Genomic DNA, 18379 nt, shown 5'->3' on the forward strand with positions numbered 1-18379 from the left:
GTGGTCTCCCTCACGAGGACACGTGCAGGACGAGAGGGGTGTCGGCGGGGAGGCATCAGCAGCCTCCGGCGGTGGTGACGGCCGGCTGGGCGACGGCGGTCGAGGCGGCGGACGCGACTCCGAGCCAGCGCTGCAGGTCCGGGCGGACCCGCCACTGGTAGCTGCGGCCCTCACCGACCCGGTCGTCGGTGAAGCTCGTCGCGGAGGCGGCGGGTGCCGCGATCACGGTCCAGGGGCCGGGCGTCGTCCCCGCGAGGCGGCGCTCGAGGGTCCAGCCGGTCGCTCCAGCGGCGGCCGACCAGCTCACGAGGGTGCTCGGCCGACCGGCCGTGCAGCTCGCGACAGGCGTGGCGACCACGGAGGAGCTGGTCCAGGCGCCGAGCCCGACCGCTCCGCTCGTGCTGCCGGTGCCGGAGAAGCCGCGCCGGACGAGGGGAGCGGGATCGACCCACACCGTGATCGTGCCGCCCGCCGTGAGCGCGCCGTCCGTGACCGTGTACGCGATCGTCGCGCTCCCGGTCCAGCCGTCGGCCGCGGGCGTGTAGGTGCACGTGGATCCGGAGCAGGAGAAGGTGCCGCGCAGCCCGGCCGGGACGCTCGTGCCGGCCAGGGCGAGGGTCGCGCCCGCGTCCTCGTCGGTGTCGTTCGCGAGCGGAGCGACGGCGACGGCGGGGCCGCCGGTGGTCGCGACCACGCGGTCGGGCCGGGCGACCGGCGCGCGGTTCAGCGCGGTGACGGTGACCGTGACCCGCACGTTCCAGGTGCCGTACTGGCCCGAGAGCGAGTAGTCGAAGACGTCGGTGCCGACGTAGGCGGCGATCGGGCGGTAGGTGCACTGGCCGCGGGTCGCTCCGCTCGCGACGCAGGAGACGGAACCCTGCACGGGAGTGGCGGGGGCGGGGGTCGCCGCGCCTCCGATCGCCTTCGGGGTCGCCGAGAGCTGAGCGCGCGAAAAGGTCGCGCCGGTCGCGGCGGGCCCGTCGTTCGCGAGCACGTCGATCACGACCGATCCGCCCTGCACGACCGTCGCGGCGTCGGCGGCAGGATCGGGGATCACCGAGATGCTCACCGAGGCGGTGCGGGTGAACGCCCCGCCGGTCGGGCCGGTCGCCGTCGCCGTGGCGGTGTTGGCGATCGTGCCGGCGGTGACGTCGGCGGCGGTGGTCGTGTAGGCGGCGGTCGCGGTGACGACCTGGCCGGGCAGCAGCCGTCCGGAAGTGCCCGGCCAGGAGTAGGTGAGAGCGGAGAGCCCGCTCTTGGGGTCGCTGATCGCGACCGCGGTGAGGGTGGTGGTGCCGGTGTTGGTCGCGCGGAAGGTGTAGGTCACCACGGTGCCGGCGGCGCTGATGAAGGCGGGGTTCGCGGTCTTGGTGAGCGCGAGGTCGTTCGTGCGGGTGATCGTCACCGTCCGCGAGGCGGTGGCCGTGACGGCGGCGCCCGTCGGAGGGGTGCCGGTCGCGGTGGCGGTGTTGAGGACCTGGCCCGCGTCGACGTCGGCCTGCGTGAGCGTGTACGAGGCGGTCGCCGTGACCGACTGGCCGATCTCGAGGCGCCCGGCGGTCCCCGGCCACGAGTAGGCGAGCGCGGAGAGACCGCTCTTGGGGTCGGTGACCGCGACGGCGCTCAGCCCGGTGTTGCCGGTGTTGGTGGCGGTGAAGCTGTAGGAGACGGTCGAGCCCACGGCGGCGCCGGTCGGGATCGTGCCGTTCTTCGTCAGCGAGATCGAGGGCGCGTAGCGGATCGGCGTGGTGGCCGTGGAGGTCGCGGTGACCGTCACGGGCGAGGCGGCCAGCGTGCGCCCGCTGACCGTGGCGGTGTTGGTGACGACCGTGCCCTTGTCGATGTCGGTCTGCAGCACCGTGTACGGCGCCGAGGTGAAGGTCGCGCTCGCTCCGGGTGCGAGCTGAGTCGAGGCGGGCGTGATGCCGGTGACCTTCGGGTCGGCGACGGCGACCGTCTGCAGTGTGACGTTGCCGGAGTTGAGGGCGAGGAAGGAGTAGCGGATCTGCTCTCCGGCGTCGGCCTGGGCGTTGCCGTTCGTGTCGGTGAGCAGGGCGGTCTTGGTGAGGGTCAGAGCGGGAGCCGGGGTGGCGATGGGGGCGGTGACGGTGGCGGTCCTGCTCGTGACGGGGGTCGTCGTCACGACGTTCGAGATCGTCTCCGTCTTCGTCGCTGCAGCGGTCGCCGTGTTGACGAACGAGCCGGCCACCGCTTCGGCGGCCGTGACCGTATGGGATCCCGTGCAGATGGTGGAGGCGAGCGGGAGCAGGGTCGTCGTCGGACAGGAGATGCTCGCGGCCTTCGGGTCCGTGACGACGATCCCGGTGAGCGTGCCCCGGATAGACCCGTTCGTGACGACGAACTGGTAGGGGATGACGGATCCCTCGGCGTAGGCGACGGGCTGCGTGGTGGTGCGGTCGATCTGCTTGACCAGAGTGATGTCGTCGAGAGTGTTGATGGACGAGACGGAGACGTTGCGGACGAGGTGGGTGTCGTTCGATCCACCGGTGGACGCCGTGAAGCCGAGCTTGTAGGTCGAGGGCGCTGCGGTCGGCATCGTGAACTGCATCAGCTGATCGAGCTGCCCGGCGGGCAGACCCGCTGTCCCTCCCCAGTAGACCGTGACGACGGGAGTGGCGGCAGCCGAGACCATGATCCGTATCGTGCGCCCGTAGGACGCGGGCGGAGCGCCCGTCGATGTCGTGGCCGTCGTGCGGACCGACGTCAGCAGGGGAGGCGAGGCCGACTGGAGGAAGCAGTATCCGCTCTTGGCCTGCCCGGGTCCGCGCGCCACGATCTTGTTCGCCGTGAGGAGCGCCGACCCGGAGTTCGAGGGGCAGTCGGAGCCGAGGCCGAGGGTAGGCGCGGCGGGGGGCCTGGCCGAGAAGTTCCCGAAGGCGTCGATTCCGATCCCGAGGTAGCCGCCGTTCACCCCGTCGACGGTCGCCGACTGGCCGTAGCCGAGCGATCCGCCCGGAGCTCCCGCCGCGGTGAGGGACCTCGAGCCGTCGGTGAGGAAGAAGCCGATGCCGTCGGCCCCCGTCAGCGAGCTTCCGTACTGGTACTGGTCGAACTGGACGTCGATGCCGCCCGCGGCAGGAATGGGCCGGTTGAAGACCGCGCCGCCCTTGGCGTCGTTGCGGGCATCGGTGAGCTGGAGGAAGCCCGGACTCGTCGCGGCGACGGGGGCTTGAGTCCGGTTGGCGCAGACGCCGAGGTTCGAGGACCCGGCCGGGGGTGCGGTCGTCGCCCGGGTGATGCAGCCCCCGTCGAGCGCCTGCCAGGCCGAGTCCGCGACGCTGGTGCCGCCGAAGCCCTCCTGGAGCAGGACCGTGGCCGCCGCAGCTCTCGTCGCCGGCAGAACCACGAGGACGGCGGCGAGCAGGAGCAGGACGAGGCCGAGGGCGATCGAGCGGTCGTGGCTCGGCCGGGCATGCGCGTTCGACACGGATCGACCTCCCCCCGGGGTGCCTCGCCGGGCCTTCCGGATGGAGCGGGATCACGATAGGTCGCGGCTCGGAGGCGCCCTGTCCCCCTGAGACGGGACGTGGGCGGCGGACGACGGGCCCCCGATCCGGTGGGCACGCAGAAGGGGGAGAGCGAGCGCTGAACCAGCGCTCAGGTGGTGTCCAGAAAACGCGACCTATCCGGGGGTCCCCCGCGAGAGTGTTGACGTGCGCACGGCCCTCGCGCCGGGCTCAGGGCGGCCTGGATCCGTGCCGGCCCCGCGGGACCCCGGAGTTCCGCCACCGACACGATGCGGTTCCGCTCCCGTGGCGGGCATCTCCGGAGCAGTGGCGCGAGATAGCGCTCTCACCAGGACCTTCTCCGGATCGCTCCGCTGCTCGACGCCAGGTGGGAGCGCCGCCGCGGGTGTCCCTGAAGTGGGTCTAGTGGTCGCGCGGCGGACGCGGGAGGATGCATTCGCGCCTGCCCGCCCGCACGGTCCCCCGAAGGACCGCACCGCGCCCCCTCCACGGTGGTCCGATCCGGACCGCAGCACCCCCCTCACACCTTCCGGTCAGGCTCCGCCGACCGAGCAGCCCTCTCCACGTCGGGATCCCATGTCCTCTCCTGCGCGCCACAGCCGCCGTCTCGTCCTCACCGGAGCCGCCCTCGGCGTCGGATCCGCCTTCGCCTACGCGATGACCGCGTCCGCGGCGCCCGACTACAGCGTGATCCCGCCGCTGCCCAACGAGCTCGGGCGCAGCGACACGGCGATCTCGCGCGTGGGGAAGAAGCCGTACCAGATCATCGACGTGATGATCGGCACCGACCGCGCGCGGCTCTTCGTCCCGCACACCGCGGTCCCCTCGCAGCGCATCGGCCGGGTCGTCTACTGGTACTACCACGCCAACGGGAGCACCTACGCGGCCCTGTCCGGCGCCTACCAGTACAGCGCCGACCAGGCCGTCGACAAGGGCGTCATCTCGATCTGCCCGAACTACGGCGGCAGCATCTACACGAACAAGCGGGCCGTCGCCATGCAGGTGGACGCGGTCGCCTGGTTCCAGAAGACGTGGCGGATCGGGGCGAGCTTCCTCCGCTCGAACTCCGGCGGTGGCGCACTGCTCTGCTGGGCGTACGGCAACAAGCTGGTCCCCGAGATCCGCGGCGCGTACCACGCGGCCGGCGTCTACGACATGGCCGACATGGCCCGCCGCGACCCGGGGCGCGTCCTGCCGGACTACGACAACGACCCCTCGACGATCCCGGCGACCGACCCCGCGCTGCTGCCGCAGGCCTCGTGGGCGGGGGCGCGGATCCGCACGACCGGCTCGACGGAGGACGTCCTCGTCCCGATCGCCGTGCACGGAGGGGCGTGGGTCGCGCTCGCGAAGCCCGTCGCGAAGGAGGCGGTGGTCCTCTACACGCCGACCGAGGGCGCTCCGAACGGCCACAACGTGCCGAGCCTGACGAACAAGGACATGCTCGACACGTTCGACCGCTGGCTCGCGGAGCAGCCGGTCGTTCCGCTGCCCGACGAGCCCGCCTCGTCGATCCCGGGCGAGGGCACGTACCAGAACTCCTCGCCGCTCATCACGACGGCGGGCACCTGGAGCACGATCTCCTCCTCCGCCGACAGCGGTGGGAGCATCAGCTACTCCAGCTCGGCCGGAGCGTCCGCGAGCTTCCGCTTCTCGGGCACGGGCGTCAGCTGGGTGAGCCGGATGACGGCGACCTCCGGCATCAACGAGGTGCTGCTCGACGGCGTCCTTGTCGCCACCGTCGACCGCTACAGCCCCACGACCCGCTCGGGTCAGACGGTCTGGACGAGCGGGCCGATCGCCGCCGGCACCCACACGGTCACGATCCGCCGCGGGACGACGCGCAACCCGGCGTCCACCGGATCCACGCTGATCCTCGACGCCTTCGTCGTGACCGCGGGGACCGTCTCCACGTCGACGCCCACCCCCACCGCGACGGCGTCTCCGACCAGCACGCCGACGCCCACCGACACGCCGACTCCGACCGAGACCCCGACGGCCACGTCCACGCCCACCCCGACCTCGACGCTGCCGGCGGCGGGGACGTACCAGAACGGAGCCGCCGTCATCGCGACGGTCGGCACCTGGGCGACGCTCTCGAGCACCGCCGACAGCGGCGGCAGCATCTCGTACTCCAGCACCTCCACGGCCTCGGCGACCCTCCGCTTCCGGGGCACGAAGGTCAGCTGGGTGAGCCGGATCACCCCGACCTCCGGCATCAACGAGGTCCTGATCGACGGCGTGCTCGTCGCCTCCGTCGACCGCTACAGCGCCACGAACCGCTCGGCCCGCACCGTGTTCACCAGCAGCAACCTCAGTGCCGGCGAGCACACCATCACCATCCGCCGCGGCAGCAAGCGCAACGCCGCCTCCACGGGCAACTCGCTGATCCTGGACGCCTTCGTCGTCGTGTGAGCCGCTCGGGCACCCGAGCCGCCCGCGTGATTCCGGACAGAGGACGCGGGCGGGCTCGGGTGGTCGGGTGTCCGGGGGCTCGTGGAGGGGGCCCTTGTCGCTGAGGCGCTCGCTCGGCGCCCACTGCGTCGAGTCGCCCGGGGATGCAGCTGTTTCAGCGTTCTCGGAACCGTCTCGGGCACCTCAGCGGGCCTCGCGCGAGGCGGCCCGTGCGAGCATGCGGGGATGAGAACGCTGATCCTCGGAGGCACGGGCTGGCTCGGCGGGCACCTCGCGGCGGAGGCGCTGCGGCGCGGCCACGACGTGACCTGCCTCGCGCGGGGGACGGCCGTGCCCGCGGGGGCGTCCCTCGTCCGGGCCGACCGCGACCGCGACGACGCTCTCGACGCCGTGGCTGCGGCATCGTGGGACGCGGTGATCGACGTCTCCTCGACCCCGCAGCACGTCCGCCGATCCGTCCGCGACCTGCGCTGCAGCGCCTACGTCCTCGTCTCGACCACGAGCGTCTACGCCGAGAACGCGGTCGTCGGTGCGGACGAGGACGCCGAGCTGCTCCCTCCCTCCGACGACCCCGCCTCGTACGGCGCCGCGAAGGCCGCCTGCGAGCAGGCCGTGCTGGCCGGATCCGCGCCGTCTCTGATCGCGCGCGCCGGCCTGATCGGCGGCCCCGGCGACCCCACGAGCCGCTCCTCCTACTGGCCCTGGCGCTTCAGCGCGCGGTCCGGGCCCGTGCTGGTGCCGGATGCGCCCGAGCTGCCGACGTCCGTGGTCGACGTGCGGGACCTCGCCGCCTGGCTGGTGGCGTCCGCCGAGGCGCGGGTGGCGGGCGTGATGAACGTCTGCGGGACCCCCGTGCCGTTCGGCGAGCACCTCGCCGCGGCGCGGAGCGGATCGTCCGCCGAGCCGGTCGCCGTGCCGGAGGAGTGGCTGCTCGAGCGCGGCGTCGGCCAGTGGGCGGGCCCCGGCTCGCTCCCGCTGTGGATCGCGGACCCCGACTGGCGCGGCATGAACACCCGCTCGACGGCACGGGCGGAGGCCGCGGGCTTCGAGCGCCGCGAACTCGCCGAGACGCTGCGGGACGCGGCGGCCGCGCACATGCCGGGACGCGGCGCCGGACTGGGGGAGGAGCGGGAGCGGGAGCTGCTGGGGGAGTGGGAGGCGGGGCGGGATTGAGGCGGCGGGCCGTCTGGGCTGAGTCGATCGGACAGGGGCGGCTGGGGGAGTGCGGACATGCTCGGGCGGCAGTCATCCGCCCGAGCACGCGATCAGCGTGTGATCGGCGTCAGGAAACCCAATACCCGCCGGATGCCCCGAGCACCACCTTCCCCTGCCGAACCGCATCGTCGATGGACTGAGCGACCAGACCGCGGATGTTGTCGGTCATGCGGAGGATTCCGAGAGAGGTCATCGTCGCCCTGACCAGGGCGTAGTGATCGATACCGGGAGTCGCGCGAACACACTGCGAGACGGCGTTCGCGGCCTCGAAGGGGTCGATGTGCTCGTACACCCGGTCGACTCCGAGGTAGACACCCGTCCGAGCCCCGTCGTAGTCGTCGGGCCCGAGACCCGCAGGCCAGAGGAATCCCGGATCCGCCAGGCGCCGGAAGTGCTCGGGGAAGCAGTCGACGATGCTGTCGACCCGGGCTGTGCTGACCTTGTTCAGCTCGAAGGCCCCGGCGATGAGCTTGGCCGCGCGCGTCTCGTGGAGGGGCCCCTCCGCCTCGACCACCTCGGACACCAGCTCGGCGATGGCGCGGCGGGACGACTCTGCGGGGAGGGCGTTCAGCACGTCCTTCGACCCGACCACGCGTTCCCGCCAGGCGGTGTACGTCGTGATGCCGCCCTGTCCGTTCGCCCCGGGCCGCTCCGGTGCTGCGGGTACGGAGACGGGCTCGGAGCGTGATCGGAAGGTCCCGGCGACGACGTGGAAGCTCCGTGCCAGTTCCGGTGCGTCGGCGACGAGATCGACGACCTCGGGTTGTGGCGGGGTCGGAGCCGAGGGCTCGGCCTCCGGCAGCTCGACCTCAGGCGTCGACGCCTGCGCGTCCCGCACCACATCGTCCGCTCGCCGGACCGCGTCCCGCAGGCGCTCGATCACCGCGTCGCGATCGGCCAGCCATTCCGGCAGCCACACCCGCTCGACGGCGGGCCAGCCCATCGCGTTCTTGAGCACGGCGCCGGGGAGTCCGTCGCGGTCGCTGACGGTGCGACGACGGCGCCAGGAGGCTCCGTCCAGCAGCACGGCGACGAGAGGCCGGCCGGGCTGCTCCGCGGTCGCCAGCGCGATGTCGACGCGGAACTCCGACAGGCCCACGTCGATGCGAGCGGCGAGGCCCGCCTCGATGAGGGCCGCGGCGAGCTCGTCGCGGTGCGCGTCGGGGTGCGGGAGCCTGTCGAGGGCGTCGTTCACTCCACCGGAGCCCGCCTGCGCGAGCTGCAGATAGGCCTTCAGGTGCTTCACGCCGACGGACTGGGTGTCGTCCGCTCGCAGCTCGGCCGGGTCGAAGCTGCAGAAGAGGACGACCTGCCGGCGGGCGCGGGTGATGGCGACGTTCCAGCGCCGTTCGCCCCCGGCACGGGTGAGCGGACCGAACTGCAGAGGGACCACGCCCTTCTCGTTCGCGCTGAATGCGATCGAGAACAGGATCGTGTCCCGCTCGTCTCCCTGCACGTTCTCGAGGTTCTTCACGAACAGCCCGTCCGTGACGTCGAGCGACCGGGCGATGCGGGGGTCGGACGAGCTCCGGAGAAGGCCGTCGATCAGGTCGCGCTGCTGCGCGTTGAACGTGATGATGCCGAGGGACGGGACGACGTCCGGCGACGCGTCGAAGCGGCGGTGGACCTCGGCGACGATCGCTTCGGCCTCCGCCGCGTTCGTGCGCAGAGCCTTGCCTCGACCGGTGCGGATGAAGGTGCCCGCCACGCGGACGAAGGAGATGCCGTAGCCCTCCTGCGCGTCGCCGGCGTCATCGGCGTGCGGGGTCGGGAAGGACGAGAGCCGGCTGTCGTAGTAGCGGCTGTTGCTGAAGGCGATGAGCCGCTCGTCCTGGCTTCGGTAGTGCCAGGAGAGCCAGCGCGACGGGACCCTCGCCTGCGACGCCTCGGACAGGATCGACTCCTCGTCCACGACGGTGTCCGCCGGAAGCGTCTCGTCCTCGACCGCGCCCGTCTCGGCGAAGCTCGTCGGCGGCATCTGCTTGCTGTCTCCGACGATGACGGCGCTGCGCGCCCGTCCGAGCGCACCCACGGCGTCGGCGACGCGGACCTGCGACGCCTCGTCGAAGACGACGATGTCGTAGAGGTCCGCGTCGACCGGCAGGAACCGGGCGACCGACTCGGGGCTCATCAGGGTGCAGGGCGCGAGCCGGGTGATGAGCGGACCGAAGTCGTTCATCAGGCGGCGAACCTTGAAGCCACCTCGCGACTTGTTCTCGAGCTGGCGCTTCAGGCCGCCCATCATCGTCGGAGGAAGCGAGCTCAGGTCGCGACGGGCGAGCACCTGCGACGGGATGATGCGCGGAAGCTCGTTCCGCACGGCGCTCGCGCTGGTCGTGTAACGGCCGAGGAGCCGCTCGTGCGCGGCTGTCTGGAACCCGCCGAGCTCCGTGCTGGCCAGCCGCTCATCGACCGAGGAGGCGGCGAGACCCTTCTCGAAGGCCAGGAGCGCGTCGTCGACGTCTCCTCCGCCCTCGAGGTACTGCCGGCGGGCCGTCGACATCCCCGCTTCCCGGAGCGGTTCGAGGCGCTCCAGGAAGGCCAGCCAGGTCTCGAGCGAGCGGACAGCAACTCGTCCGCTGCCGCGCTCGGTCGCGGACTGCCGCCAGGCCTCCACGACGGGTCTGCCGCCGGCCCAGTCGGACAGCTCCTCCGACGGTGCTCCGGCGACCTGCAGCAGGGAGCGGTGGGCGTCGATGAAGCGCTGCAGTGACGCGCCCAGGACCGCGCGGTCGGGACGGGCGTAGACCGCTCGGATCAGGTCGCGGTCGACCGCTCCGTTCGCCTCCTCGCCGACCACGACGAGCCGCCGCAGGGTGCGCAGCACGCCGATCTCGGCCGAGATCCGACGGAGGGTCTCGCCTTCGAAGGCGTTCCACCGCTCGGGGGCGGTCGGTGCGGGGACCTGCCGGACGAGCTCGCGGAGGTAGAGGGCGTGCTGACGAGCCAGGAGGACGCGGTCGATCAGGGCGACGAGGCCGTCGAGAGGAACGCTCTCCGGTCCGGAGCGGAGGTACGGAGCGAGGCGGTCGCGGACCGATCGGCGCAGCTTCTTGCGCGCGAGCAGCCCGGCTCCGTCCGCGGCGACCGCCGCCGCGCGGATGTCGTCCAGGTCCGCGTCGATCACCCTCTCGTGGATGACGTCGAGCACGTCGAAGCGGAGCGGGGCGAGGCGCCGCAGCTCCTCCTGCGCGTGGGCGAGGTGCGCGTCCCATCCCTGCTCGATGAACAGGTCGAGGGTGGCGAGCGGCCGTTCGTCCGCCTCCGAGGCGCGGATCGCCGGCTCGAGCAGTGCCGGGTCGGACGCCGCCGCCAGCGCCGGTGCCGGGAAGTCGAGGCGATCGAGCTCGAGGAGCACTGCGTCCAGTTCGTCGGCCGCGTCGGCGACCTCCCCGGCGAGGCCGGGGGCGAGGCGGGAGGGGGAGACGAAGGACCACGGGTGCCCAGGCCGGGGCCGGGCCGCGTGGAAGTCGTCCGGGAGCAGCCGCAGCGCCCGCCGGATCGAGTCGAACTGCTCGAGCGTGCCGTTCTCGACGAACCGGCGCGGCACGTCGAGAGCCTGGATGTGCTCCTCGGCGAGGACCTCCCGCTGGTGCGCTTCGTAGAGGGAGTATCCGGCGCCGTTCTCCTCGTGCACGTGGTCGGCGTAGCGGCGCAGCTTGCGCGTCGTCGACTCGACCGTGTCCTGCTGGATCGCGAAGCCGTGCGAGTCGGGCTGCACCGAGAAGTCGAGCGCGGCGCGGATCTGCGCCCGGGCCTCGGCCGGACGGGCGCCCTTGTCGTGGAGGTCGAGGCAGAAGGGGCCGAGCCCGACCTCCTCCAGGCGCCGCTTCACGACGTCGAGTGCCGCCCGCTTCTCGGCGACGAAGAGGACGCGCTTGCCCTCGGCGAGCGACCTCGCGAGCAGATTGGTGATGGTCTGCGACTTGCCCGTCCCGGGAGGGCCCTCGAGGACGAACGTCTTCCCGGCCACTGCGGCCGCGACGGCTTCGAGCTGCGAGGCGTCGGCAGGAACCGGCACCTGGGCGGAGAGCTCGTCGAGATCGAGGTCGAGCTCCTCGCCCGCCGGGTCCTCGAACGCCTCGAGCGGCGTGTTGATCAGATGGGAGACGAGGGGATTGCGGGCCAGGACCTCCCACTGCTCGTCGAGGTCACGCCACAGCCGGAACTTGGCGAACTGCAGCACCGCGAGGTCGACCGTCTCCTCGACGCGGAAGGGAAGGCCGCGCTCGGTCAGGGTCGCTCGCACGGAGTCGAAGACGGCGCGCAGGTCGATGCCCGACTCGTCCTCGGCCGGCGCGGCGAGGCCGGGCAGGTCGAGTCCGACGCTGACCTTGAGCTTCTCCACCAGGCAGAAGTTGGGAGTCGACGAGCCGGACTCGTCGAGCGTGATCGTGAAGACGGAGCCGCGGGCCGTCTCCTTGATCGTGACCGGCACGAGGACCATCGGCGACCTGAGCTCCCGGTCGTCGAGCGTCCAGTGCAGAGTCCCGAACGCGAGGTAGAGGTTGTTCGCGCCGGTCTCCTCGACGATCGTCTTCGCCGACGCGGCGAACTTGCGGAGCTTGTCGGTGTAGGCGGCTTCGGTGACATTGACGAAGACCTGCTTCTTGTCGAACAGCATCTCCGTCCGGATCTCGGTCGGCAGATCCTTCCCGCTCTGCATTCCCTGTCGGATAGCGAGGTCCGAGATCGCATCGGACGCCACGAGCTGGATGGCGGTCGAGCGATTGATGACGTCCTCGAAGTGCGCGAGGTCCGCGCCGGGTACTGCCAGTGAGAAGCCGGCGCGATCGGTGTAGTTGATCAGTCGATTGCGCAGACTCAGGTCGAGGAGAGCGTTCTTCCAGGCGGTGACGCGAGCAGGGCCGGTGTCGACTTCACGGCGACGTCCCGTGCCGGCTCCGGTGAAGTCGAAGACGTGTTCTTTGGCCTGGGGCGTGTACTCGATCACGGTCGTCGAGCCGTCCGAGTCGATCGAACGACTCGGCAGGGGGAAGACGGCGCTTTTCCTCGCCTCGAGGATGTCAACGACGCCAGAAGGGCCTTCGCGTCCAGGGGACAGGCGACGTAATGCGATCTCGTGCGCCTCGTCGAGCGTACTCGAGTCGCCCGCCAGCGTCGTGCTTTCCAGAACCCTGAGGAGCTTTCGGTCGGCGTAATTGGCGGCGATGCTGGCGTCACTGGAAGCAGCCGTCCCCAGGGTCAGTTCGACCCTCCAGTAACCGAGGAAGATGTGGTCCTCGAAGAGCCACAAGGTGCTGTTTATCCCGGCTTGCTCGAGAGCTGCCGCCAGCGTGAGGGTCAGATCGAGGCAGGTCCCGAGCCCACCTACGAGGACATCCGACGGAGTCCGGACTTTCTGTCCGTCTTCTCCCCAGCTGGCCGGCGGTTCGGCATAAGCGATACCACGCGACCGGATCTCGTCCCAGATCGCTCCCACGATGCTGTCGACTCGGTCTGCGCTCTCACTCTGATATCCGTCGAGGGCGGAACTGCCCGTCGCGACACCGAGTCGGCCACTAGCCTGACTCAGCACCGACTGGATGATCGCGGCGTTCGGCTGGACAAATGAGGGGAGCAGTTCGAGAGAGAGCTGCAGGGGATTGAGCTTCCACTCGTTCGCTGCGAGCACGGTGACGCCGGTCGTGCCCACCGCGACGCTGTCACCATCCGCGGTTCTCAGGACCGCGCGGATGATTCCTGGGCGGCGCTGCTCGACGGCGAGCATGCGGCCCGGGTTGAGGGTGAGCACAGGAACCTCTAGAGACTTGTCCTGTCGAGCAGCGAGGTCGAGGCGAATAGTGCGCGGACCTCCCAGTGATCCGTTTGCGTCGACGACCTCGAGATCAAGGGAAGCACCTCTGAGCTCCTCGCCCGTGTTCCGGATGAGAAGTCGTTTCACCGGGTGGATTCGCGCATTGGCCATCGCGTAGGAGAGTTCGTCGTGAGCTTCGATGTCGATCGTGACAGGAGAGCCCTGCGGCGCGTCATCCACGACCATCACCGATCCCGCATAACGCGCCGCTCCGCGCGGACGGCGCAACGGAGGCTCGATCGTGGGAGTGCTGGGCGCGTTCGTGTCGTCACCGGACGTGTCCTCTGCGCTGGAGATCAGCGATGCCGGTCCGGTCGCCGTCTCGCTTCCCGCCGCCGTCTCGGCCGGTGCGACCTCGGTCCGCGAGGGCGGCGCGACCTCGGCGAGGTCGGCGTTCTCCAAGCCTTCGGCCTCCGCCAGGATCCGGCCCCGCACCTCGCCCAGCTCCTCGGCGAGGTGGTCCATCGCGACCTCCTGCAGCAGGGTCTGAGCGGCCTGAATGGCCCGATTGGTCATCGGGCGGTCGAACTGCTCACCATGGGCCCAGAGATTGCGCACCTTCCGGAGGTATTTGAGAGATCCCTCCGCCAGAGGCGATATCGCGCGGGTGAACGGCCGACCCAGGGGATCGAGATCCGAGGTGAGCAGTCGCACCAGCTGATTGAAGTCGCGCTCGCCGTATCGCTGGTTCCTGTTCTGAGGGTTCGGGTTGGCCTCGTCATGACGTCGGAGGACGACGGTCCAGTCCTCATCCGGCCCGATATGGGACGCCAGCACGCTGTTCACCGTCGGGAGCAGTCCGTCGACGACCGCATTCAGTGCTCGGTCGACGAGTCGGCGGTACTCGAGATCATTCATTCGACGGGATCCCCCTCAGGTCCGCGGCGCGGCGCGACACGGCGTCGGTCGATCCTATTGATGCGCACGCATACTCGCGATCCGGCACGGAAGAACTGCTCATCCCTCTCCGGCACCGGGCCGGCCATCACGTACGGGTGTTCGTGAGATGACGTCCGATGTATCCGATGTAGATCCTCCCGGAGCGATCCGTGTCGTCGAAGTAGTGCATCCTCGGCGCGAAGGAGTCGTTCGTCGACACCTTAAAGTGCGCAGGCATCAGGACGGATCCCGATGGGTGCACGTCGTCCGGAACCGGCAGCACTCGTTCGCGCGCCCAGGCGGCGTTCGCGAGGACCGACTCGCTCTCAGTCGCCGCGTGACGCGAGGCCGGGCACTTGAAGCCGGCTGGGGCACTGTCGGAGGTCAGGTACGTGTGGACCGTGCCGCGTTCCCAGCCGCTCGCCTTCGCCTCCGCATAGTCGTGCAGGACGTGCACGAACTCCCAGACCTTCGAGGAGTACTGTCCGAGGCCGTCCCGCTTGTCGACCTCCTCGGCGTCGGAAGCGCGTCCGCAGAACACGACCCGCTTCGCGATGGAGGCTCTCTCGGGGTCCGAGGTCTCATCGGGCAGCAGAGTGGCGATGACCTCCGACATCGAGCCCGGCGGCTCCCATACCGCATCGAGCGGCACGTCGAGCTTCTCGAAGGCCTGCAGTGCGGCGAGCTGCTCGCGGAAGTATCGAGCCTCGCGCTCGGCTCGGCGCAGTGCTTCGCTCTCGACCGCGAGATCGAGGAACACCGAGTCGATCCGCTGGTTGAGCTCGGTGTTCTCCTTCGTCAGGGCGGCCTGCTCGCGACCCTGGCGCTCGAGCTCCTCCTCGGCGACGAGCACCTCGGACGCTCGGGTCTCGATGAATTGGTCGAGAAGATCGATCGTCCTCTCGTCGGCGTCGTCCCGGTGGAGCCAGCGGTTGACCAGCCCGCGGACCCGGGTCAGGAGGGGGACGCCGACAGGACGGGCGTCGGACTCCGGGAGATCGTCGGCGAAGGACAGAAGGCCCTCCAACGACGTACCCGCATCGACCGACGATCGAGCAGAGACCGGCGCCGGAGCCGGCGCGGGTGCGGGCGGGACTGCCGGAACCGGGGCGGCGACGCGGGCGTCGACGAGAGCCCGTCGGTGCACTTTGTTCTCCGCCTGCGCCAGCTCCTCCATGGCGAGTCGAACATCGTCGGGTAGACCGAGGGCGAGGAACCGCCTTTTCATTGCGGCCGCATGCGTCACCTGAAGGCGTTCCGAGACGTGCCCGTTGGAGATCGACCGTGCGAAGGTGGCGGGCCCGAGGACGCGGTGCCGGAGGGCGTCCTGACGGGAAGTGAGATCGACGTCCGGCAGGAAGGTCCGCACTCGTCCACGAGGCACCTGGTGGCTGTCGGGGAGGCGCTGCTCGAACAGCTCAGCAGCTGACGCGCTGACGACGAAGGTCGTCGCCACCCCATGGCTCTTCTTCGTGAGGCTCGCGACGATGCGGGTGAACTGCTGGTCGGTCTCCGAGTCGACCGACGTCGCGACGATCACCGAGCAGGTCCGGGTCGGATCGGCGATCGCGGCGAGGACGGCGTCCACTCCCTCGGCGTTCTCGACGAGGACGGGCGCCGCCGTGAGCCGCGTCCGTCCCTCGACCACGACGGCGTCGCGGAGCAGCGTGCCGACGATGTTCGGAGGTGCGACGACTTCGACCGGATCGGCGTCACCCTGACCCGTGACGCCGGCCTCGACGACCAGGGACTGCGTGAATCCGGAGGACCCGGGCGCGGAGATCGCCAGGACGGAGACGTCGAACGTCTTACCCGAGTTGGTCTCCGAGAACCGGTAGCGGCGGAGCCATCTGCTGTTCGTCGGATCGTCGCGATGGGTGGCGATGAGTCGACCGCTCCCACCCAGATCGAATTCGCCCTCCCCGACCCACTCGGCCTTCTCGAGTCTGCCGCGCTTCGACCCCGACCGGAGTTTGGATCGCAACCACTCCTTGAGAGCCTTCTCCGCCACGTCGATCGCATCGGCCGAATCGTCCAGCCTGAGTACGGCTCTGTATCCGATGACCATGGGTGACCCCCTGTTTCTCGTCACGGTAGCGGACTGCTCCGACATCGATCCGCCGGTCGTCCTCGACGAACCGGCCGTATCCGGTCCACGGCGGTCGAACCTCCGACCCGACTGCACATGCGCCACCCGCCGGTCCGACAAGTGGGGATCGGGGGTATTTCCGATGTCGGGGGAAACACTCGTCCGCTATCCGCGGTCGAGCCGGGGTAGGGGCCATGGCCTGCCTGGAGCTTCTCCGGTTCATGCTGTGGTGCTCCGGTAGCGTGCGCAGATGTCTCCTTTCACGGAACTCCATTTCACCGAGCACGACGTCAGGGACGGGGGATCGCTCGCACTCTTCGTCGAGGATCGCTCCCGATGCGGCATCTACTGGCTGGACTTCGAAGACGGCGCCTCCTATGTCGGTCAGTCCGTGAACGCGCGTACTCGTCTCGCGTCTCATCGGCGTCGGTGGAGCGACGTGACCACCGCACGATTCGCGGAATGCCGACCTGAACGCCTGGACGAACTCGAACTCGCTGTGATCCAGCACGTCCAGAAGACACGACCTCTACGGAACGTTCTCCTCACATCCCGTCCCGGTGGGCTCGACGACCTGATCGTCACCGTCAGGGAGGGCGCATCCCTCGCGTTGCCCTGGGAGCGCGAGCGCCGCGGTCGACTTCTCGAGGAGACGGTCGCTCCGCTCAGTGGGAGACAGACGAATGCGAGCTGGGAACGACTGCGTCTCCATGAGGACTATTCCGGCCTCGTCTCCTCCTTGAGGACGTTGCTCCTCGAGGCGTTCCCCAGTCCGGCACAGACGCAGGAGCTCCTGTGGACGCTGACGGCTCTGCCCTCCACGAACCGGAGCGCCGGGTGGCGACGTCTGTGCACACTCAGTGCCGGACGTCTGGAGATCCTGCGAGTCTTCGAGGAGACGCTGAACGGACGGAAGGCTCTGCGCTGGTTCCTCAATCTGCATCCTGAGGCGTCGGGGAGGAGAGTGCGATCGGCTTTGGCGCACGCGGACGCTCCGGACTCGACGGTTCGACGAGTCGCCTACAGTGCGGTATCGGAGCGGGTGTGGACGATCGACGCCGTGGGGCTCGGTTCGCTGGACGCGGTTCTGGAGGACGAACACGTTCTGAACGAGGTCTACCGTCTCGTCGTCATGCTGATGAGGCAGGGCATGAACCCGCTCCGACGTCACCACAATCACCCGTTCGCCACTGATGTCCTCAGGACATCGGGGACGATCCCGATCGAGTCATGAGGGCTGCGCCGACGGCGGCATCGCTGAGACCCGATCGGCGTACCCCGACACCGCTCCTTCGAGAGACACCGGCGCCGGGGACGACCACCCGGGATCCGACGGATCAGTCGCGATTCCGCTTGAACAGCCCTGCGACCTTCCCGCCGACGGCGTCGGCGGCGCCTGCCACTGCAGACGCGGCGCCCTTGACCGCGGTGAGCGCCTGAGCCTCGTCCGGGATGCCGTCGCCGTCGAGGTCGACGCTGCGGAACGGCCTCGACAGCGCGCCGGCCGCACTGGCAGCTCCCTCACCCACAGCGCCGGCGGTACCAGCGACCCAGGTTCCGGTCGACCTGGCGGCGTCCTCGAGCGCCGCGAGGGCGCGGTTCGGCTCCGCGTCCTCGTCCTCTCCGTCGATGACCTCCACGTGGGCGAGGTGCACGGGGAACTCCTCGGGCGCCTCCGGGAAGGCGGCGCGGGACGCGGCGATGACCTCGCGACCGAAGACGAAGCGGACAATCCCTCCAGACAGCGCACCGACTCCGTAGTCGACCGCCGCTTGCTGCTTGCCGCTCAACGTGTCGCGGACGCCGGCGAGCTGGCCGGTCTGGATGGTCTGGACGAGTTCCTGGGCGCCACCGGCAGGGAGGGAGCTCGCGAGAGTGCTCGCCCAGGGGGAGCGCTCGACGGTCTTCGACGGGCCGGTGACCGGGTCGCCGGTGGAGACGGCGGCGACGTCGGATGCCATGGCCGCGATCTGCGCGCCTCCCACCCGATCGTTCGTCAGACCGTAGACCAGCGCCTGCGCTTGATCCTTGTCGAGGTCCATCCCGTGTATGTCGGCGATCGCCAGCGCGAAGATCGCTGTGATCTCGAACTGCAGCTGCTCGTCTCCGGCGGGGAGGAGGCTCGCGGCCCGCTGCGCACCCGACTTCGCGGCGCCGAGGGCGACGTTCTTCGCGGCCGTCTTCACAGCGGCCTTCGTTGCCTCCTTCGTCGCCTTCTTCGCGGCCTGCGTGCCGGCGCTCTTCACTCCGGCGGCAGCGGCTCCCACTCCGGGGATCATCGCGATGCCCACGTCGGCCGCGATGGCGCCCGCCGAGATCAGGGCGCCCGCAGCGGTGATGGAGGTGCCGTAGTGGCGCTCGAGCATCCGCACCAGTTCGGCGGGCGTCGCATCGGGGCGCCTGCGCCGCAGCCTCAGGACGTACTTGCGCGCGATCGTGTGGCGGGCGCTGACCGCCTTCGCGATGTCGTGGACG

Annotated in this window: 7 protein-coding genes and 1 pseudogene; 3 read left to right on the forward strand and 5 right to left on the reverse strand. The window is 70.3% G+C overall.

What is annotated here, in order from left to right; translation table 11 throughout:
- Positions 1–55 precede the first annotated feature (55 nt).
- Positions 56–3448 carry an Ig-like domain-containing protein gene (locus C5C99_RS14685; RefSeq protein ID WP_104340297.1) on the reverse strand — a complete coding sequence of 1131 codons (3393 nt, stop codon included), beginning with the start codon at positions 3446–3448 and terminating at the stop codon, positions 56–58.
- A 616-nt stretch (positions 3449–4064) separates the two neighbouring features.
- Here C5C99_RS14685 and C5C99_RS17230 point away from each other — a divergent pair.
- A complete protein-coding gene (locus tag C5C99_RS17230; RefSeq protein ID WP_181074621.1) occupies positions 4065–5903 on the forward strand; it encodes a hypothetical protein in 1839 nt (612 codons plus the stop codon).
- Positions 5904–6128: 225 nt separating this feature from the next.
- Positions 6129–7076 carry an NAD-dependent epimerase/dehydratase family protein gene (locus C5C99_RS14695; protein ID WP_104340298.1) on the forward strand — a complete coding sequence of 316 codons (948 nt, stop codon included), beginning with the start codon at positions 6129–6131 and terminating at the stop codon, positions 7074–7076.
- A 109-nt stretch (positions 7077–7185) separates the two neighbouring features.
- Here C5C99_RS14695 and C5C99_RS14700 read toward each other — a convergent pair whose 3' ends face one another.
- From C5C99_RS14700 to C5C99_RS14705, 3 genes and pseudogenes are all read right to left on the reverse strand, one after another.
- Positions 7186–12072: a DUF3320 domain-containing protein gene (locus C5C99_RS14700; protein WP_258063711.1), complete on the reverse strand. Its 4887-nt coding sequence runs from the start codon at positions 12070–12072 to the stop codon at positions 7186–7188.
- Positions 12073–13464: 1392 nt separating this feature from the next.
- Positions 13465–13794: pseudogene (locus C5C99_RS17690) on the reverse strand (Swt1 family HEPN domain-containing protein); the annotation flags it as partial.
- 127 nt (positions 13795–13921) lie between these two features.
- Complete coding sequence (locus tag C5C99_RS14705; RefSeq protein WP_146085525.1) at positions 13922–15799, reverse strand: hypothetical protein; 1878 nt, start codon at positions 15797–15799, stop codon at positions 13922–13924.
- A 355-nt stretch (positions 15800–16154) separates the two neighbouring features.
- Here C5C99_RS14705 and C5C99_RS14710 point away from each other — a divergent pair, with 355 nt between their 5' ends.
- Positions 16155–17138, forward strand: a complete 984-nt coding sequence (locus C5C99_RS14710) for a GIY-YIG nuclease family protein (RefSeq protein ID WP_146085526.1) — start codon at positions 16155–16157, stop codon at positions 17136–17138.
- 103 nt (positions 17139–17241) lie between these two features.
- On the opposite strand, the gene C5C99_RS14715 is transcribed toward C5C99_RS14710, so the two are convergent.
- Positions 17242–18379: hypothetical protein (locus C5C99_RS14715; protein ID WP_104340302.1), on the reverse strand; the 1138-nt coding region annotated here is incomplete at its 5' end.

The organism is Rathayibacter sp. AY1C4 (genome assembly GCF_002932195.1).
Classification (GTDB): Bacteria; Actinomycetota; Actinomycetes; order Actinomycetales; family Microbacteriaceae; genus Rathayibacter.